The organism is Cellulomonas flavigena DSM 20109 (assembly GCF_000092865.1).
GTDB classification, from domain to species: Bacteria; Actinomycetota; Actinomycetes; order Actinomycetales; family Cellulomonadaceae; genus Cellulomonas; species Cellulomonas flavigena.
Map to the genome: position 1 here is coordinate 3040430 of NC_014151.1, position 18412 is coordinate 3058841.

22 protein-coding genes are annotated in these 18412 nt (G+C 75.2%); 7 read left to right on the forward strand and 15 right to left on the reverse strand.

Annotation, left to right across the window (positions count from 1 at the left end; translation table 11 throughout):
* Positions 1–37 precede the first annotated feature (37 nt).
* Positions 38–307 (reverse strand): DUF4229 domain-containing protein, encoded by a 270-nt coding sequence (locus CFLA_RS13800; protein ID WP_013117947.1) that lies wholly within the window; start codon positions 305–307, stop codon positions 38–40.
* 42 nt (positions 308–349) lie between these two features.
* Here CFLA_RS13800 and CFLA_RS13805 point away from each other — a divergent pair, with 42 nt between their 5' ends.
* Positions 350–703 carry a PLDc N-terminal domain-containing protein gene (locus CFLA_RS13805; RefSeq protein ID WP_013117948.1) on the forward strand — a complete coding sequence of 118 codons (354 nt, stop codon included), beginning with the start codon at positions 350–352 and terminating at the stop codon, positions 701–703.
* Positions 704–775: 72 nt separating this feature from the next.
* Here the strand turns inward: CFLA_RS13805 and ccsB are convergent, their stop codons facing one another.
* From ccsB to CFLA_RS13835, 6 genes are all read right to left on the reverse strand, one after another.
* Positions 776–1801, reverse strand: coding sequence for a c-type cytochrome biogenesis protein CcsB (ccsB, locus tag CFLA_RS13810; protein WP_013117949.1), 1026 nt, complete (start codon positions 1799–1801; stop codon positions 776–778).
* A complete protein-coding gene (gene resB, locus CFLA_RS13815; RefSeq protein WP_013117950.1) occupies positions 1798–3594 on the reverse strand; it encodes a cytochrome c biogenesis protein ResB in 1797 nt (598 codons plus the stop codon). Before resB ends, ccsB begins: the two co-directional genes overlap by 4 nt.
* On the reverse strand, positions 3591–4544 hold the full coding sequence (locus CFLA_RS13820; protein WP_013117951.1) for a cytochrome c biogenesis CcdA family protein: 954 nt from the start codon (positions 4542–4544) through the stop codon (positions 3591–3593). Before CFLA_RS13820 ends, resB begins: the two co-directional genes overlap by 4 nt.
* Positions 4541–5155 carry a TlpA family protein disulfide reductase gene (locus CFLA_RS13825; RefSeq protein WP_013117952.1) on the reverse strand — a complete coding sequence of 205 codons (615 nt, stop codon included), beginning with the start codon at positions 5153–5155 and terminating at the stop codon, positions 4541–4543. Before CFLA_RS13825 ends, CFLA_RS13820 begins: the two co-directional genes overlap by 4 nt.
* Positions 5148–5804 carry a histidine phosphatase family protein gene (locus CFLA_RS13830; RefSeq protein WP_013117953.1) on the reverse strand — a complete coding sequence of 219 codons (657 nt, stop codon included), beginning with the start codon at positions 5802–5804 and terminating at the stop codon, positions 5148–5150. The genes CFLA_RS13825 and CFLA_RS13830 overlap by 8 nt, the downstream gene beginning before the upstream one ends.
* Positions 5805–5883: 79 nt before the next feature.
* Entirely contained in the window at positions 5884–6468 is a 585-nt protein-coding gene (locus CFLA_RS13835) for a MarR family winged helix-turn-helix transcriptional regulator (protein WP_013117954.1), read from the reverse strand.
* 111 nt (positions 6469–6579) lie between these two features.
* Here CFLA_RS13835 and CFLA_RS13840 point away from each other — a divergent pair, with 111 nt between their 5' ends.
* Complete coding sequence (locus tag CFLA_RS13840; protein ID WP_013117955.1) at positions 6580–7125, forward strand: YceI family protein; 546 nt, start codon at positions 6580–6582, stop codon at positions 7123–7125.
* Between the two features lie 112 nt (positions 7126–7237).
* On the opposite strand, the gene CFLA_RS13845 is transcribed toward CFLA_RS13840, so the two are convergent.
* Both CFLA_RS13845 and CFLA_RS13850 read right to left on the reverse strand, forming a co-directional pair.
* On the reverse strand, positions 7238–7933 hold the full coding sequence (locus CFLA_RS13845; RefSeq protein ID WP_013117956.1) for a redox-sensing transcriptional repressor Rex: 696 nt from the start codon (positions 7931–7933) through the stop codon (positions 7238–7240).
* A gap of 55 nt (positions 7934–7988) precedes the next feature.
* On the reverse strand, positions 7989–8267 hold the full coding sequence (locus CFLA_RS13850) for a glutaredoxin family protein (RefSeq protein ID WP_013117957.1): 279 nt from the start codon (positions 8265–8267) through the stop codon (positions 7989–7991).
* Positions 8268–8346: 79 nt separating this feature from the next.
* Here CFLA_RS13850 and CFLA_RS13855 point away from each other — a divergent pair, with 79 nt between their 5' ends.
* Positions 8347–9213 (forward strand): HAD family hydrolase, encoded by an 867-nt coding sequence (locus tag CFLA_RS13855; RefSeq protein ID WP_013117958.1) that lies wholly within the window; start codon positions 8347–8349, stop codon positions 9211–9213.
* A complete protein-coding gene (locus tag CFLA_RS13860; protein ID WP_013117959.1) occupies positions 9210–9755 on the forward strand; it encodes a GNAT family N-acetyltransferase in 546 nt (181 codons plus the stop codon). The genes CFLA_RS13855 and CFLA_RS13860 overlap by 4 nt, the downstream gene beginning before the upstream one ends.
* 13 nt (positions 9756–9768) lie before the next feature.
* On the opposite strand, the gene CFLA_RS13865 is transcribed toward CFLA_RS13860, so the two are convergent.
* The 4 genes from CFLA_RS13865 to CFLA_RS13875 form a co-directional block, all read right to left on the reverse strand.
* A complete protein-coding gene (locus tag CFLA_RS13865; RefSeq protein WP_013117960.1) occupies positions 9769–11091 on the reverse strand; it encodes a glycoside hydrolase family 27 protein in 1323 nt (440 codons plus the stop codon).
* A 127-nt stretch (positions 11092–11218) separates the two neighbouring features.
* Positions 11219–11317 (reverse strand): 30S ribosomal protein bS22, encoded by a 99-nt coding sequence (locus CFLA_RS19600; RefSeq protein ID WP_003792170.1) that lies wholly within the window; start codon positions 11315–11317, stop codon positions 11219–11221.
* Positions 11318–11490: 173 nt separating this feature from the next.
* Positions 11491–11727, reverse strand: coding sequence for a helix-turn-helix domain-containing protein (locus tag CFLA_RS13870; RefSeq protein WP_013117961.1), 237 nt, complete (start codon positions 11725–11727; stop codon positions 11491–11493).
* A gap of 155 nt (positions 11728–11882) precedes the next feature.
* Complete coding sequence (locus CFLA_RS13875; protein WP_013117962.1) at positions 11883–13103, reverse strand: acetoin utilization protein AcuC; 1221 nt, start codon at positions 13101–13103, stop codon at positions 11883–11885.
* 162 nt (positions 13104–13265) lie between these two features.
* On the opposite strand from CFLA_RS13875, the gene CFLA_RS13880 reads away from it, so the two are divergent.
* Genes CFLA_RS13880 through CFLA_RS13890 form a run of 3 tightly spaced genes read left to right on the forward strand, consistent with a single transcriptional unit; the run spans position 13266 to position 16425 of the window.
* Positions 13266–14639, forward strand: coding sequence for a TrkH family potassium uptake protein (locus CFLA_RS13880; protein ID WP_013117963.1), 1374 nt, complete (start codon positions 13266–13268; stop codon positions 14637–14639).
* On the forward strand, positions 14632–15339 hold the full coding sequence (locus CFLA_RS13885; RefSeq protein ID WP_013117964.1) for a potassium channel family protein: 708 nt from the start codon (positions 14632–14634) through the stop codon (positions 15337–15339). The genes CFLA_RS13880 and CFLA_RS13885 overlap by 8 nt, the downstream gene beginning before the upstream one ends.
* 42 nt (positions 15340–15381) lie before the next feature.
* Entirely contained in the window at positions 15382–16425 is a 1044-nt protein-coding gene (locus CFLA_RS13890; RefSeq protein ID WP_013117965.1) for a PPK2 family polyphosphate kinase, read from the forward strand.
* A 73-nt stretch (positions 16426–16498) separates the two neighbouring features.
* On the opposite strand, the gene CFLA_RS13895 is transcribed toward CFLA_RS13890, so the two are convergent.
* Positions 16499–16936, reverse strand: coding sequence for a hypothetical protein (locus tag CFLA_RS13895; protein ID WP_013117966.1), 438 nt, complete (start codon positions 16934–16936; stop codon positions 16499–16501).
* Between the two features lie 77 nt (positions 16937–17013).
* Entirely contained in the window at positions 17014–18195 is a 1182-nt protein-coding gene (locus CFLA_RS13900; protein WP_013117967.1) for a hypothetical protein, read from the reverse strand.
* Positions 18196–18412 lie beyond the last annotated feature (217 nt).

The window sequence follows — 18412 nt, forward strand, 5'->3', positions numbered from 1 at the left end:
GGCGCCCCGGGTGCCGCACGGTGCTCGCGCCGGGCCGTCAGCGCTGCGGCCCGCGCCCCTCGGCCTCGGCGTCCTCGGCGGCGGCGTCGACGTCCGACCCGCGCGCGGCACGGCGCCCCTCGGCGCGCTGCGCGAGGTGCCGCGCGGCGGCGTCGCGCTGCCGCGCCAGCAGCACGTACGACAGGGCCCAGGCGACGACCGCGCCCAGCACCGGTGCGAGCCACGAGCGCATCCCGGCCCACCACAGCAGGCCCGTGGCGGCGAGGAACAGGGCGGCGCGCAGCAGGGAGTACACGAGGACGGGCACCCACCCAGCGTAGGTCCCGCGGCCGGCGTCTAGGGTGGACACGTGCTCAGGTACCTGCCGTTCGTCCTCGTCGCCGCGTTCCTGATCTACTGCGTCTTCGACGTGCTGGGCAGCGACGCGCGGCGGCGGCGCAGCCTGCCCGCGGTGGTCTGGCTGCTGGTCGTGGTGCTGCTGCCGGTGGTCGGCGGCGTGGTCTGGCTGCTGGTCAGCCGCTCGTCCGCGCGCGGCGGCGGCACCGCCCGGCGTGACCGCGGCCCGGTGGCCCCGGACGACGACCCGGACTTCCTGTTCCGGCTCGACCAGGAGCGCCGTCGGCGCGAGCAGCAGCGCGGCGCGCAGGAGCCGGACACGCACGACGGCAGCACCGACACCCCGGGCGGCACGCCGTCGGCCTGACGTTCCGTCCCCGCCAGGGCGGCACGTCGTCCCGCGGATCGTGGGGCGGGAGCGTCAGAGCCGGCGGGAGGGTCAGAGCCCCGAGTACGAGTGCTTGCCGTCGACGAACAGGTTCACGACCGTGAAGTTGACGAGCACGACGCTGTAGGCGACGAACACGAGGTACGCGGCGCGGCGGCCCGCCCAGCCGCGCGTGGTGCGGGCGTGCAGGTAGGCGGCGTACACCACCCACGCGACGAACGTGCCGACCTCCTTGGGGTCCCAGCCCCAGTACCGCCCCCACGCCTCCTCGGCCCAGATCGAGCCGCCGATGAGCGTGAGCGACCACAGCACGAACGCGACCGCGTGCTGACGGAACGACGAGGCCTCGAGGCGGCGTGCGTCGGGCACCTGGTCGAGCCACGCGAACGCCGGGCCGGTGACGCGCGCCCCGTGGAGCGCCTGGCGCACCCCGTCGGCGCGGGTCCACGGCTGCTCGAGACGGGAGCGCCCCTCGGAGCGCGCGTCGCGCAGGACCTGCAGCACCGTGGTGGCGAACGCCACGGTGGAGATGCCGGTCGCGATGATCGCGACGCCCACGTGCAGGACGAGCCAGTAGTGCTGCAGCGCGGGCTGCACCGCGTCGGCCTGCACGTGCAGCGTGTTGAGCGCGAGCACCAGCGCCAGCAGCGACATGCCGGTGACGAGCACGCCGACGAACGCGATCGGCCGGCGGCGCTGCTGCACGAACAGCGCGACGAGCGCGACGAGCACGCCGACGATCGTGAACTCGTACATGTTGGCGGTGGGCCAGCGGCCGGCGGCGACACCACGCAGCACGATCGCCACGAGGAGCAGCACGGTGCCCAGGACGAGCGTCGAGCGGGCGATGCCCGCGGCCTTCCCGCCCACGGGGACGACGGGTGCGTCCTGCGTCGGCGACGGCGCCGGGGATGCGCCGGCGCCGACCGCGACGGGCTCGCGCGCGCTGCGGGCGGCACGGGCGGCCTGCGCGGCCTCGGTGATGCGCGCGAGCTCCACGGACCACGCGATGAGCGTGATCGTCAGCGCGGTCGCGGCGGACCACACGAACAGGTCGCTCAGCTCGGCGACGGTCATGTCCTGGCCTCCTGCGGGCCGTCGGGCCCGGTCGTTCCGGTACCGGCCGGGTCGGGGTCCCCGGCCGTGGGGGGTGCGTCGAGGACGTCCGCGAGGACGCGGTCGAGCTCGGGCTGCAGCCCGACGTCGTCGCCGCGTGCGAGGCCCGCGGCCGTGACCACTGTAGTCGGGGCCCCTGGACCCTGCCCCGGCGCCGCCCGGACCCACAGGCGGCGACGCGGCGCGAACAGCGACGCCGTCAGCCCGCCGACCGCGAGCACGGAGAACACGAGCAGCCACGCGAGGGACGGGTCGTGGCGCAGGTCGAGCGCGACGAACCGCGGCAGGTCGTCGAACGTCAGGGTGCCGAGCCCGTCGGGCAGCTCGACCGTCTCGCCCGGGCGCACGTAGAGCGTGACGACCTGTCCGTCGTCGTCGACGACCTGTTCCATGCGCGACTCGTCGAGCCGGTACACGTTCTGCGGCACGCCCGTGTCGAGCCCGAGGTTGCCCGCCCACACCGACAGCACGAGCAGCGGGTCGCCCGGCTGCGGGTCGACCGACCGCCACAGCCCCTCGGCGGGCTCGACGGCCGTGGGCAGCAGGAAGCCGACGAGGCCGACCTGCGGCTGGTCGCCCGAGACGTCGGGCACCTTCACGACGCCGCGCGACGTGTAGACGTCGTCCTGCGGCAGGAACGGGACCGCTCCGGAGAACGCGACCTCGCCCGCCGCGTCGCGCACGGTCAGCGCCGGCGCGTACCCGTTGCCCTGGAGGTAGACCTTGGCCCCCCCGGCGACGATCGGGTGGTTGACCTTGATGGTGCGCGCGGTCGGCTCGCCGCCGGGCTCGGTGACGGTGACGTACGCGGTGAAGTCGCGCGACTGCAGCGTCTGCGGGTCGAAGCGCGCCTCGAAGTCGTCGAGGCGCATCGTGAACGGGACGAGGTCGGCGGGGTCGAACCCGGTGCCGCGCTCGAACGTGTCGTACGCCGCCTGGACGTTCGCGAACCCGGTGCCCTGCACGACGATCGCCTGGCCGCGGTAGTGCAGCATCTGGCCCGTCGCCACGGACACCAGCAGGCCCAGCAGCGCGAGGTGGAAGACGAGGTTGCCGGTCTCGCGCAGGTAGCCACGCTCGGCGGAGACGGACCACGTCCCGGCGCCCTCGTCGTGCACGTCCACCCGGAACCCGGGGACGCCGAGCCGACGGCGACGCAGGACCGCGGCGACGCGCCCCGCGACCTCCTGCGGGGTGCCCGACGCCGTGCCGGCGCCCTGCGCGGGGAACCGGCCGAACCGGCGCGGCGTGCGCGGCGGTCGGCCACGCAGCGCCGCGGCGTGCACGCGCGTGCGCGGCACGATGCAGCCGACGAGCGACACGAAGAGCAGCAGGTAGACGGCCGAGAACCACACCGACGCGTAGACGTCGAAGAACCCGAGGCGGTCGAGCCACGGCCCGCTCGACGGGTGCTCGACGAGGTACGCGGCCACACCCGCCGGGTCCTGCGGGCGCTGCGGGAACATCGTCCCGGGCACGGCGGCGACGGCCAGGCCGACCAGCAGCAGCAGCGCGACGCGCATGCTCGTGAGCTGGCGCCACGCCCAGCGGAGCCAGCCGACGAGCCCGAGGGCGGGCAGGGCGGCGTCGGGGGCCGCGGGCTCGGCGGGGTCGGCGAACGCGTCGTCGAGACCCTCGGGGCGGTAGCCCGCCGCGCCGGGGGTGGCCCCGTGCGTCGTCACGTCGGCCGTGGTGAGGTCGTACGTCGTCGTCACGTCGTCGGGGGTGCCGTCACCCCGGGGCTCGCGGCTCACAGCGCCGGCACGAACGGGTCGCCGCCGGTGAGCGCGCCCTGCAGCCACGCCGCCCACGTGCCCCACGCGCCGGTGAGGAGCGCGAGGCCGAGCACGACCAGGACGGCGCCGCCCGCGCGCTGCACCGCGAGCCGGTGCCGACGCAGCCACGACAGGGCGCGCCGGGAGCGCTGCAGGCCGACCCCGACGAGCACGAAGGGCAGCCCCAGCCCGACGCAGAACGCGACCGCGAGGAGCGCGCCACGCCCGGCGGACCCGCCGGTGAGGGACAGCGTGAGGATCGCGGCGAGCGTCGGCCCGATGCACGGGGTCCACCCGAGCCCGAACGCGACGCCCAGCAGTGGCGCGCCCCACACGCCGGCGCGCGGCGCGAGGTGCACGCGGCGCTCGCGCGCGAGGACCGGCACGGCACCGAGGAACGCCAGGCCGAGCACCACGGTGAGCGCACCGAGCACGCGGCTCACCGGGTCCTGCCACTGCCACAGCGCCGCGCCGAGGGAACCGGCGAGCGCCCCGAGAGCGACGAACACCGCGGAGAACCCCGCGACGAACAGGCTCACGCCGAGGACGAGCGTGCGACGCCCCGGGGGCGGCGGGACCGTGCCCGCGGGCAGCGCGACCGCGTCACCGACGGGCAGGGCGACGCCCGCACCGTCGCCCGGAAGGGCGGCGGGCGGCGCGACGGGGCCCGGGGACCCCGTGGTGGCACGCGTCCGCGCACCGTGCAGGTTCACGACGTCGGTGGCGTCCACGACGCCGAGCACGGCGGCGGGCGAGCGGCGCGGGCCCCCGCCGACCAGCCCGCCGAGCAGCCCGACGTATCCGGGCACCAGCGGCAGGACGCACGGCGAGGCGAAGGAGACCAGACCGGCGAGCAGCGCCACGGGCACGGCGAGCAGCAGCGACCCGTCGGCCACGGTGGGACCGACGCCGAGCGCGAGGCCGCTCACGCGGCCTCCTCGGCGAGCAGGTCCTCGACGAGGGCACGCAGCGTGGAGGCCTCGACGAGGCCGAGGACGCGCGCGGCGACGCGACCCTCGCGGTCGAGCAGGACGGTCGTGGGCACGGCGTTGACGGGCACGACGCCCTGCAGCGCGGCGATCGCCGCGCCGCTCGTGTCGTCGAGCGACGGGTAGGGCACCTCGAGCTGGCGCTGGAACGCCTGGGCGGCACCGGCGGCGTCGCGGCTGTTGATGCCGAGGACGCGCAGGCCCTCGTCGGCGTAGTCGGTCGCGACCGCCGCGAGGTCGGGCGCCTCGGCGCGGCACGGGGGGCACGCCGCGTACCAGGTGTTGAGGAGCACGACGTCGCCCCGCCACTGCGCGAGGTCGTGCGTGCCGCCCTCGTAGTCGGTCCCGGTGATCTCGACGGGCCCGACGCGCTCGTCCGGGGGCCAGGTCGTCCGCGTGCCGTCGCCCGACTGGTAGCCCTGGTCGACGACGTCCTGGGCGGTGCCGCGGCCGTCGTCGGCGGCGCAGCCCGCGAGCGCGAGCAGGAGGAGGGCCGCCGCGGCGAGCGCGGCGGCGGTGCGGCGGGCGAGGCGGTGGGCCACGTCAGGCACCGGCGACCTGCGAGGCCCCGGGCAGCAGGGACGCGGCGGGCTCGCCGTAGCCGACGCCGACGAGCCTGTCGTCCTCGAAGCGCAGGGACGTGAGGGAGGCCAGCGCACACTGCCGGCGCCGCGGGTCGTGCCACAGCCGGCGGTTCTCGAGCGCGAGCCGCGTCACCCAGATCGGGAGCTGGTGGCTGACGAGCACGGCCTCGTGCCCGTGCGCGGCGACGCGGGCGGCGTCGACCGCGGCGAGCATGCGGTCGACCTGCTCGACGTACGGCTCGCCCCACGACGGGCGGAACGGGTTGCGCAGGTGCGGCCAGTGCGCGGGGTGGCGCAGCGAGCCGTCGCCGACGCCGAACGTCATGCCCTGGAAGTGGTTGGCGGCCTCGATGAGGCGCTCGTCGGTGCCGACGGCCACGCCGAACGCGGCGGCGATGGGCGCGGCCGTCTCCTGGGCGCGCTGCAGCGGGGACGCGATGACGGCGACGACGTCGTGGCGCGCGACGCCCTCCTCGCCGGCGAGGGTGCGCGCGACGAGCTCGGCCATGGCCTGCCCGCGCTCGGACAGCCGGTAGCCGTGCAGCCTGCCGTAGAGCACACCTTCGGGGTTGTGGACCTCACCGTGCCGCAGCAGGTGGACCGTCGTCGCGACCATGTGCACAGTCTCGCAAAGTCTCCCGGGTGGACCGTCCGGTGTGGTCAACGTCTCGCCCCGCGGCGGGCCGGGGTCGGGCTCAGCCGGACGTGGCCGCCGCGCTCCCGCCGCCGGGTGCCCGCAGGTGCTCGACGACGACCCGCATGGCGACGCCGAGCGCGGCGAGCTGCTCGTCGTCCAGCACGTCGACGAGGTGCGCGCGCACCGACTCGACGTGCCCGGGCGCAGCGGCGACGAGCACCTTCCAGCCGTGGTCGGTGAGCACGCAGTTCACGCCGCGGGCGTCGTCGCGGGCCGGCTCGCGGCGCACGATGCCGTCGCGCTCCATGCGTGCGACGGTGTGCGTGAGCCGGCTGCGGGAGTGGGCGAGGTCGTCGGCCAGCTCGGACATCCGCAGCGTGTGGTCGGGCGCCTCGGAGAGCCGCACGAGGACCTCGTACTCCCCGAGGGAGAGCCCGCTGCCGTCGTCGAGCTCGCGCGCGAGCACGTCGAAGAGCAGCGCGGTGCCGTCTCGGAACGCGCGCCAGTGCTGCTGCTGCGTCTCGTCGAGCCAGCGCACGTGGGCGGCGGGGCCGGTGACGTCCGTCTCGTGGGGGGGCGCCGGCGCGTCGGCCTGCGGCGTGGCGTCGGCCCGGCGGTCGGTGGCCGGGCTGCGGGTCGTCACGTCGTCCTCCTCGGTGGGGGTTGCGGCAGCGACCCCGCTGTAGTAGAAATATCAACAACAGATACTTGTCGAATCAACGATCTGCTCGACACATCGACTCGGAGGATCTCCATGACCGCACTGCCCACCGGCCTGACGTCCGGCACCTGGACCATCGACCCCTCGCACACGGAGGCGTCCTTCACGGTCCGCCACGCCGGCATCTCGAAGGTGCGCGGCACCGTCGCGGTGACCTCCGGCACGCTGACGGTCGGCGACGACCTCGAGTCGTCGTCCGTCACCGTGACCCTCGACCCGTCGACGGTCAGCACCGGGGACGCCAACCGCGACGGCCACCTCAAGAGCAACGACTTCTTCGACGTCGAGACGTTCGGCGAGTGGACGTTCACGTCCACCGCCGTCCGCGCCTCCGGCGACGGCCACGTCGTCGTCGGCGACCTCACCATCCACGGCGTCACGCGCGAGGTCGAGCTGGCCGCGCAGTTCAACGGCACGGCGGTCGACCCGTTCGGCAACACGCGCGCCGGGTTCGAGGCCGAGCTCACCATCTCCCGCAAGGACTTCGGCCTGACGTGGAACGCCGCGCTCGAGGCCGGCGGCGTGCTGGTGGCCGACAAGGTCCGCATCGACCTGGACGTCTCCGCCATCCAGGCGTGACCCCCCGCCCGGCGCCGCCGGGCCGCACCGACCCGCGAGGGCGTGACCGCACCGGTCACGCCCTCGCGGCACGTGCGGCGCCCCGCGCGCGCGAGCCCGGTGGACCGGCGCGTCACGAGACCCCGCCACCCGCGCTGCGCGCACGGTCGTGGAACGCGAGGATCTGCAGCTCGGACGCCACGTCGACCGTGCGGACGTCCACGTGGTCCGGCACCCGCAGCGCACCCGGCGCGAACGTGAGGATGCCGACCACACCCGCCGCCACCAGCTCGTCGCACGTGCGCTGCGCGACCGACGCGGGCGTCGTCAGCACCGCGATCGTCGCCCCCGTGCGCGCGACCACCGCGCGCAGGTCGTCGGCGTGCTCGACCACCAGACCCGCGACCGTCGTGCCCACCACCGCCGGGTCGGCGTCCACGAGCCCCACCAGCACGAAACCGCGTTCCGCGATGCCCGCGTAGTTCGCGAGCGCATGCCCGAGGTTGCCCACGCCGACGAGCAGCACGCGCCGCACGTCCGCCAGCCCCAGCACCACCGTGATCTGCTCGCGCAGGTGCGCGACGTCGTAGCCCACGCCGCGCCGCCCGTACGAGCCGAGGAACGACAGGTCCTTGCGCAGCTGGGCGGGCGAGACGCCCGCACGCGCCGCGAGCTCGTCGGACGACGTGAGGACCGCACCCTCGGCCGCGGTCGCCTGCAGCGCCCGCAGGTACCCGGGAAGCCGGGCGACCGTCGCCGGCGGCACGGGCTGGCCGTCACGGCCGGCACGCCGGCCACCGACCCGTCGCGCGCTGCGCCGCTCGTCCACCCGCACCTCCGTACCCCGCCACGCCGGGTACGGCCCCGGCGCCTGGTGTCACACGCTAGGCCCTGGTGACGCCCGTCGCGAGAGCCCGCCGCAGGCGCGTCTCGTCGATCCGCCAGTACCCGCGGCGCACCCCGTCCACGTCGACGACCGGCACCATCTCCCCCAGAGCGTCGGCGAGCAGCGTGCCGTCCGCGGCCGGCTCGTCCACGTCGACCTCGGTCCACGTCGCACCGAGCTCGTCGCACACGCGCGCCACGAGCGCCCGCGCGTCGTCGCACAGGTGGCAGCCCGCTCGCCCGTACAGGACCACGCGGGCCGTCGACGCATCGCTCACGCCCCCACGCTAGACCGCGCGGCACCCCACGTGCCGCACGGTCCACGACGTGCGGTGCCCGTCTCGTTAGAGTGAGCGGATGCACGCGGGCGACACGCAGGACGAGGACGCCGTCGTCGCCGCCACCGTCGAGACGCCGCGCGCCGCCCTCGTCCCCGAGGACACGCGGGTCGCCGCGTTCTTCGACGTCGACAACACGATCATCCGCGGCGCGAGCTCGTTCCACCTCGCCGTCGGGCTCTACGGACGCGGGTTCTTCCGCAAGCGGGACCTCGTCCGGTTCGCCTTCCAGCAGGCCCGCTACCGGGTGTTCGGCGAGAACCGGGACCAGATCGACGAGGTGCGCAGCCGCGCGCTGGAGATCATGCGCGGGCACTCCGTCGCCGAGGTCACCGCGATCGCCGAGGACGTGTACGACGAGGTCCTCAGCCTGCGCATCTACCCGGGCACGCGCACGTTGCTCGACGCGCACCTCGCCGCCGGGCACGCCGTGTGGCTCGTGACCGCCACGCCCGTGGAGATCGGCGAGCTCATCGCGCGCCGGCTCGGCACGTCGGGCGCGCTGGGCACGGTGGCCGAGCACGAGAACGGCTTCTACACCGGCCGCCTCGTGGGCGACCTCCTGCACGGCGAGGCCAAGGCGAGCGCGGTGCGCGCCCTGGCGGCACGCGAGGGGTACGACCTCGCCGCGTGCCACGCGTACGGCGACTCGACCAACGACGTGCCGATCCTGTCGGCCGTCGGGCACCCGTGCGCCATCAACCCGGACCGGCGCCTGCGTCGGCACGCGGCCGAGGTGGGCTGGCCGGTACGCGAGTTCCGCACGCGACGCCGGCAGGCGCGTCGCGGCGTGAACGCCGCGAGCCTGGCCGGGCTCGCCTGGGCGGTGGCCGTCGTGCTGCGCGCGGTGAGCCGGTCGCTGCGACGACGGATGGGGAACCCGTGAGGACGACGACCGACTGGGCGGTGCGCACCGCCGCACCGCAGGACGCACCGCGGATCGCCGACCTCGCGGCACTGACCTTCCCGCTCGCGTGCCCGCCGGGGTCCACGACCACGGACCAGCAGGCGTTCCTCGACGCGCACCTGCGCACGGAGCACTTCGCGGCGTACACGACCGATCCGCAGCGCGTGGTCCTCGTCGCCGCGACGCCCGCCGGCGCGCTGCTCGGCTACACCGTGCTGGTGGCCGGCGAGCCCGCCGACGACGACGCGCGCGCCGCCGTGCACCTGCGGCCGACGGTCGAGCTGTCCAAGTGCTACGTCCACCCGGACCACCACGGCGCCGGCGTGGCCACGACCCTGCTGCGCACGTCGTTCGACCACGCACGTGCCCTCGGCGGGGCCGGGATGTGGCTCGGCGTCAACCAGCACAACGCGCGGGCGCAGGCGTTCTACGCGCGCGAGGGCTTCGCGGTCGTGGGGGTCAAGCACTTCCAGGTCGGCTCGCGGCTCGAGGACGACTACGTGCTCGAGCGTCCCCTCTGACGTCGACGACGTGTCAGGCCGGGTCCAGCGCGACCCACCGCACGCCGTGCGACGGCACGTCGAGGACGAGCACGCCGTCGAGGCCGCCACGGGTGGCGCGCGGCGTCGCGAGGGCCGACCCGGACCACAGGTCCCGCACGGCCCACGTGCCCGGGGCCGCCGCGTCACCGACCACGGAGGACAGCGCGACCTCGAGGGTGCGCGTGCCGCTGCCCGTCCAGAACACCGCGACGTAGCGCCTCGGGTCGTCGACCGCGCGGGCGGACCACACCACGACCTCGCCGTCACCCACCGGCTCGCGCAGCAGCTCCCGCCCGTCGGTCGACGTCCGCAGCACGTGCCCCACCGCGGGCGTCGTCAGCAGCGCGATCGTCGCGGCGTCGGACGTCGGCAGGTCACCGCCCATCATGAGCGGTGAGCGCGCCATGACCCACAGCGTGAGCAGGGTGCGCTGCTCGTCGGGCGTCAGGCGGGACGCCCGGTCCTCGCCGCGCTCGGCGCGGATGCCGATGCGGCCCAGCGGCAGCATGTCGGCGTCCGCCCAGCCGCCGGGCTGCTGGAACGGCGCCCACCGTGCGAGCCGCGCGAAGTTCGCGTGCACGTCCTCCCAGCGGTCCCACAGGTCGTCGCACACGCGCCACATCTGCGCGTGGGCCTGCAGGACGGGCAGGTGCGCGGTGGACAGCCCGGTGCCCGGCGACAGGGACAGCACCATCTCGCGCCCCGACCGCTCGATCGCGCGCGACCACGCCGCGATGTCGGCCGCGTGGAAGGGCGCGAGCACGTCGTCGACCTTGACGTAGTCCACGCCCCACGAGGCGAGCTGGGCGACCAGGCCGTCGAGCCACCCCTGGGCGGCGGGGTGCGCGTGGTCCAGGCCGTACATGTGACCGTTCCAGGCGCACGTCGACGACGTGTCAGCGATGTCGGCGGTCGTCACGACCTCGCCGTCGGGTCCGACCGCGACCGGGAGGCGTGCGGCGACGGCACGGCGCGGGATCCCGCGCAGGACGTGCACCCCGAAGCGCAGCCCGAGCGCGTGCACCTGGTCGGCGAGCGCGGTGAAGCCGCGGCCGTCGACCGCGGACGGGAACCGGCCGGGCGCGGGCTGCGGGTAGCCGCGGTCGTCGAGGACGAGCGCGGCGTCCTGCGTGTAGCCGTGCGGGCGCGCATCGGGGTCGGACCAGTCGATGTCGACGACGACGGTGTCCCAGCCGTGCGGCAGCAGGTACCGGGCCATGAAGCGGGCGTTCGCGAGCACCTCGGACTCCGTGACCGTGGTCCCGTAGCAGTCCCAGCTGTTCCAGCCCATGGGCGGTGTCGGTGCAGACGTCATCGTCCACCTCCTGCTCAGCGAGCCGCGCGGAGCGGCCGTCGTCGTCGACCGGCCGGGCCGGACACACGTCGGGCCCGGTCGACGACCGGGCCCGGGGTGCAGCGCGCGCCGCCGTGCGGCGCGCCGCTCACTTCTTGTTGCGGCGCTGGTGACGCGTCTTGCGCAGCAGCTTGCGGTGCTTCTTCTTCGCCATGCGCTTGCGACGCTTCTTGATGACGGAGCCCATAGCGGTCCTCACTCGTGTCCGGTCGCGACCGAGCTGGCCGCGAGATGGTGGTCGATCGACGCGCGCCGCGCATCGGGCCCACCCGACTCACCCACGCACGCAGAAGTCCGAGCGCCCACCTTACGCGATCGTGCCCCGCGACCGCGAACGCCCGGGTGGCGGCGGGTGCGGGCTCAGGACGTCCGGCGGCTCTCGCCGTAGCCCTCGGGCTCGACCGTGGCCGACGACCGCAGGTACGCGTCGAGCGCGTCCTGCGGCACCCGGAACGACCGCCCGACACGCACGGCCGGCAGCTCGCCGGCGTGCACGAGCCGGTACACGGTCATGCGCGACACCCGCATGAGGTCCGCGACCTCGACAACCGTGAGGAACCGCACGCGACGCTGCGGCCCGCCCTGTCCCTCGCTCATGCGCACCGGCCCTCCGACGCACCGGTGGCGCCGGCGACGCGCACCCGACGTGCCGGGTGTGCGCTCACAGTAGTGGCGCGTGTGACAGGTGGGGAAGTCGGGACACCCGCACGGCCCACACCCGGCCGCACGGCCGACGGCGGGTCGGGCACCCGTCAGTCCAGGTCCGGGTCGAGCCCCAACGACGGGAACACCGCCGCCCGTGTCGCGCGGATCGCCCGGTCCACGTCGTCCGCGGGGTCGTAACCGCTCGACCACGGCTTGTACGTCGCCGGTGCGCCGTCGCCCATCACCGGCACGGCGTCGCGCCCGTAGCGCTGCCGCACGACCTCCAGCCAGACCTGCGGCACCCGCGTCGCCGGGTCCACCGGCCGGTGCGCCGCGACGCCGATGAGGTGCGTCCACGTCCGCGGCACGACGTCGAGGATCGCGTACCCGCCCCCGCCGAGCGCGACCCACCGCCCGTCGCACACCTCGTGCGCGAGCTCGTGCAGCAGGTGGGCGGCGACGACCTGCGCGTCGACCGACACCCGCAGGGTCGCGAGCGGGTCCATGCGGTGCGTGTCGCAGCCGTGCTGCGTGACCAGCACGTCGGGCGCGAACTCGCGGACCACGGCGGGCACCACCGCCTCGATCGCCCGCAGCCAGCCCGCGTCGCCGGTGCGCGACGGCAGCGCGACGTTGACCGCCGTGCCGTCGGCGCCCGGGCCGCCCGTCTCCGTGGGGTAGCCCGTGCCGGGGAACAGCGCGTGCCCCGTCTCGTGCACCGACACCGTGAGGACGCGCGGATCGTCCCAGAACAGGTCCTGCACGCCGTCGCCGTGGTGCGCGTCGACGTCGACGTACGCGATGCGGCGCGCCCCGGCGGCGAGCAGCTGCCGGATCGCCACCCCGGCGTCGTTGTAGACGCAGAAGCCGGACGCCGCCCCCCGCTGCGCGTGGTGCAGGCCTCCCCCGACGTTCACCGCGTGCTCCGCGGCGCCCTCCCAGACGGCCATGGCCGCGTCGACCGTGCCGGCCACCACGCGGGCCGCGGCCTCGTGCATCTGCGGGAACAGCGGGTCGTCGCGCGTGCCCAGGCCGCGCACGAGGTCCGGCTCGCCGCGCTCGGCGGCGGCGTGCACGGCCGCGACGTACTCCGGCTCGTGCACCGTCGTCAGCAGCTCGTCCGACGCGGGCTCGGCCCCCACCACCTCGACGCGCGCGCTCTCGAGGAGCCCCAGCTGGGCCGCGAGCGCGATCGTCAGGTCGATCCGGTCGGACGTCATGGGGTGGCCGAACCCGAAGTCGTACCCGAGCAGCTCGGTGGACCACACGATGCGCAGCGCGGCCGCGTCGCGGACCGACGCGGAGGCGGACGCGTCGGCGGCTGTCATGAGGTCACCGTCCCACCGCCGCGCCGCACGTGTCGACCCGACGTGCCGCGGCGACGCGCGCCGCCCCACCGCGCCGCGTCCGCCCCGACACCACTTCCGGTGCGTGAGCAGGCCACGACGCGTGCCAGAGTGTGCCTGACAGCACGAGCAGCGGGAGGTCGGATGGCAGCGGGGCCCGGCCTGCTGTGGCGCGCGCGCGAGTACGTCGACCGGTCCGCGCGCCAGTCCCCCGCCCGGCTCGCCCTCGGGGTCTTCGCCCTCGTCATCGCGATCATCACGGCTCTGCTCTCGGCGCCCTGGGCGACGGCGCACGGGGGGCGCGCGCCGTTCGTCGACGCGCTGTTCACCGCGACGTCCGCGACCACGGTCACCGGCCTGGTCGTCGTGCCCACCGGGGAGTACTGGTCGTGGTGGGGGCTGCTCGTCATCCTCGTGGCCATCAAGATCGGCGGCCTCGGCGTCATGACGCTCGCGTCCCTCCTCGGCATGGCCGTGTCCCGGCGCATCGGGCTGACGCAGCGCCTGCTGGTCTCCTCGGAGACGAAGGTCACGCGCCTCGGCGAGGTCGGGTCGCTCGTGCGCACGGTCATCGTCACGTCCACGGCGCTCGAGGTCGCCATCGCGATCGTGCTGTTCCCGCGGCTGCTGGTGCACGGGGAGCCCGTGGGCACGGCCGCGTGGCACGCGACGTTCTACGCGATCTCCGCGTTCAACAACGCGGGCTTCGTCCCCACGCCGCGGGGGCTGGACCCCTTCGTGTCGGACTGGTGGATGCTGCTGCCGATCATCGTCGGCGTCTTCATCGGGTCGCTCGGGTTCCCGGTGATCCTCGACGTCGCGCACCACCTGCGCGCGCCGCGGCGCTGGAAGCTGCACTCGAAGCTCACGATCGCCACGAGCGTCGGGCTCGTGGTCTTCGGTTCGGTCGTGGTCGCGGCGTTCGAGTGGACCAACCCCGGCACGTTCCGCCCGCTCGACCCCGGCGGCACCGCGCTCGCGTCGCTGTTCGCCGGGGTGATGCCCCGCTCCGGCGGGTTCTCCACGGTCGACGTCGGCGAGATGCACGAGGGCACGTGGCTGCTGCTCGACGCCCTGATGTTCGTCGGCGGCGGGTCGGCGTCCACCGCGGGCGGCATCAAGGTGACGACGCTGGCCGTCATGCTGCTCGCGATCGTCGCCGAGGGCCGCGGCGACCGTGACGTCGAGGCGTTCGGCCGGCGCATCCCGCGCGAGACGCTGCAGCTCGCGATCGCCGTCGGGTTCATCTCGGCGACCATCGTGCTCGTCGCGTCGCTGCTGCTGCTGGCGATGACGGGGCTGACGCTCGACCGCATCCTGTTCGAGGTGATCTCGGCGTTCGCGACGTGCGGGCTGTCCACCGGCATCACCGCGGAGCTGCCGGCCCCGGCGAAGTACGTGCTCGTCGTGCTCATGTTCATCGGCCGGACCGGCACCATGACGCTTGCCGCCGCCCTCGCGCTGCGCAACCGTCGACGTGTCATCCGCTACCCGGAGGAGAGGCCCATCATTGGCTGACAGCAGGCGCACGGACGCCGACGCAGGGCGCGGCGCCCCGCGCAACCCGACGAAGGACCAGGGCGTCCTGGTCATCGGGCTGGGGCGGTTCGGGTCGTCGATCGCGGCGACCCTCGACCGCCTCGGCCAGGACGTGCTCGCCGTCGAGCGCAACCCCGACCTCGTCGCGCAGTGGACCGGCCGCATCCCGCTCGTCGAGGCCGACGCGGTCAACCCCGACGCGCTCGAGCAGCTGGGGGCCCGCGAGTTCCCCGTGGCCGTCGTCGGCGTCGGGTCGTACCTCGAGGCGTCGGTGCTCATCACGGGCAACCTCGTCGACATCGGCGTGCCGCAGATCTGGGCCAAGGCCATCAGCTCGGAGCACGCGCGCATCCTGCAGCGGATCGGCGCGCACCACGTGGTCCTGCCCGAGGCGGACGCGGGCTCGCGCGTCGCCCACCTGGTCAGCGGCAAGATGCTCGACTACATCGAGGTCGAGGACGGGTTCACGGTCGTCAAGATGCGGCCGCCGAAGGAGACGCAGGGCTTCACGCTCGCGCAGTCCAAGGTGCGCGAGCGGTACGGGGTGACGATCATCGGCGTGAAGTCCCCCGGCATCGACTTCCAGTACGCGACACCGGAGACCAGGATCTCGGCGAACGACCTCATCATCGTCGGCGGCCACGCCGACCTGCTGGAGCGCTTCGCTTCCCGTCCCTGACACCGGGACGGCACCACCCGACCACTCCCGAGGAGACCCACGATGGCGAAGGGCTCGAAGAAGAAGAAGAGCGCGAAGGCGGTGAGCGCCGACGAGGTCACCGCCGCCGCGCGCAAGGCCGCCAAGGCCGAGAAGAAGGCGCGCAAGGCCGCCAAGGCCGCCGCCGCCGCGACGGCCGAGAAGGAGGCCCGGGAGGTCGTCGAGGCGCACCAGGCAGCCGCGAAGGCCGAGCAGGAGTCGGCCGTGACGCTCTCCGCGCTCACCGACCTCCTGCGTGTCGGGCCCGGCTTCCGGCTCGCGGACCTGGACGCCGCGGCCACCCCGGGCTTCGGCGGGTCGCGCACCGACGGCGAGGAGGCCCTCGCCGCGCTGGGCGAGGACCTGTCCGAGCTGCAGGAGCGGCTGTACGCGCACGGCCGCAGCGGTGGCGAACGGTCCGTCCTGCTGGTCCTGCAGGGTCTGGACACCGCCGGCAAGGGCGGCATCGTCCGGCACGTGCTCGGCCTGGTCGACCCGCAGGGGGTCGCGCTGCGCTCCTTCGGCGTGCCGACCGAGGAGGAGCGTCGCCACCACTACCTGTGGCGGATCCGCCGGGCGCTGCCGCCGGCCGGCCGCATCGGGGTCTTCGACCGCTCCCACTACGAGGACGTGCTCGTGACCCGCGTCGACGAGATCGTGGCACCCGACGTGTGGGAGGCGCGGTACGACGAGATCAACGCCTTCGAGCAGGAGGTCGTGGACTCCGGGACCACGATCGTCAAGGTCGCGCTGTGGGTCTCGCGGGACGAGCAGTACGCGCGCCTGCGCGAGCGCCTCGAGCGGCCCGACAAGCACTGGAAGTACAACCCGTCGGACGTCGACGTCCGCGCGAAGCGCCCCGCGTACGAGGCCGCGTACCAGGACGTGCTCGACCGGACGAGCACCGAGGTCGCGCCGTGGTACGTCGTGCCCGCCGACAGCAAGTGGTACGCGCGCCTGGCGGTCAGCGCGCTGCTGCACCGGGCGCTGTGCGACCTCGACCTCGGCTGGCCCGCCGCCGACTTCGACGTCGCCGCGGAGCTGGCCCGGCTCGACGCGACCCGCTGACGCACGACGGCGGGCGGGGCGCCCCGCGCCCCGCCCGCCGTCGTCGCACGTCACCCGCGCGCGGCCACGAGCGTCAGGACCCGCCGGGGGCGCGACGCTGGTGCGGCAGCCGGCCACGCGGCACGACGCAGTGCCGCACACCGTGACGGGTCAGCCCGCTGGCGCGTGCCGTGTGCCACGGGCCGAGCGCACCGACGACGTGCCCGCCGATCGGCATGACCTCCTCGGGCGAGGTGCGCGGCGCCGGGATCGCGCAGTGCGGCGGCGGGGTCGTGCGCTGCGTGGGCACGACCCCGCCGGCGAACGCCGGCTCGTGCACGACGAGCAGCTCCTCGAACGTGGCCCTCCCCCGGCGCGGACGCCGGTACAGCAGCACGGCGCCGCCCGCCAGGACGGCCATGAGCACGGCGGGTGTGACGTGGTCCTCGACCCGGACCACCCCTGTGGACGTGAGCGCGAGGCCGCCGGCGACCAGCACCGACGTCACGGCTCGGCGAAGAAAGGTGTACATCGTCGAACTCCTTGCCTCCAGGATCCGGAGCACCCCGCAGGGTGTGTGGGCGATGCGCGCGTCGCGCGTCGCTCCGGTCAGGCAGGGCTGAGGAGAACGTCGCGCGCGGGCGCGGCAGGGCAGGCGTCGTCGGTGGGGGCGGCGCTCGACGTGACGAGCACGGCGCGCGCCGGGACACCCGCGGACACCGGGGCGGCGTCCGGCCCCGCGCGCGGGGTCACCGAGCCCGTGCCGGGGGCGGCCCAACCGGCCTGCGAGGCGGCGGATGCGGGCGCCGGTGCGCGGTGCCGCGGCGTGGAGATCGCGACGTCCTCGAGCACGACGGCCCCCGGACCGCTGGCGACGTAGACGGTCGCCGTGACGACCGCGGGAGCCTCGGGCTGCGACCTGCCGGGCCCCGGCGCGGGCTGCCACGGCGTCTGCAACGCCGGTTCCGTGTCCAGCACGGGTACGACCACGGGCGGCGGCGCGACGTCCTCGACCTTCGGGGTGGGGGCGGGTGCGGCCGCCACCTGGCCACGGGCCGCAGGACCGTGCGGAGCCGGCTTGCGCACGGTCTCGCGCCGCTCGCTGGTGATGGTGACGAGCGCCGGGCCGGGCGCCGCCGTGGTGACGACAGCCGCCGTGGCCGGCAGCGTGACCTGGACCGACGCCTCCACGCTGCTCGTGGTCCGGGTGCTGCGCGTGGCGGCCGGGCTGGTGACGGTGCTCGGTCCGGTGTCCTCGGTGGACGCAGGCTCCGGCTCGACGACCGGTTCCGCGGGCTCGGGGTCGGGCTCGGGCTCGGGGTCGGGCTCGGTCGACGGCTCACCCGGATCGGGCGTCACGACGGGGTCGGGTGTCTGCCCCGGGTCCGGCGTCGCCCCCGGGTCGGGCGTCGCTCCGGGGTCCGGCGTCGGTGCGGGGTCGGGCGTCGGTGCGGGGTCGGGCGTCGGTGCGGGGTCAGGCGTCCCGCCCGTGTCGGGCGTGGCGGGCGCGTCCAGGGGGTCCGCGGAGCCGTCGGGCTCCGCCGTCGCGAACGGGGCGGTCCCGGCCGCCGCCGGCCCGACGGGGACGTGGGCGTCGAGGGCCGTGAGGACCTCCGCGGCCGGGCTGTCGAGCCCCGGCACCCCGACGCCGGGCGACCCGTCCTCGTCCGTCGCGGCGTGGGCACCGCTGCCCAGCGCGACCTGCAGGAGGACGAGGAGCAGACCGCCGAGCAGCGCGACGAGGGCGCGGCGGAGCCACGTCTCTGCTCGCCCCGACTGCTGCGCGTGCATCCCCGGATCCTCCCCCGGTGCGCGTCTGCCGTAGACGCGCATGGCCTCAGTATGCGGCCTCAACCACCGCAAGGCTCACTATTCGGCACATCTGGTGGGATTCGACCGCCCACGTCGACACGTGCGCAACCCGCGACCCCGTCGGATCGCGGCACCGGGCGTGGGCGAGCGGCGCGCCGCGGCAGCAGGGGGTGCCGACGCCCCGCGCAGGGCCCCG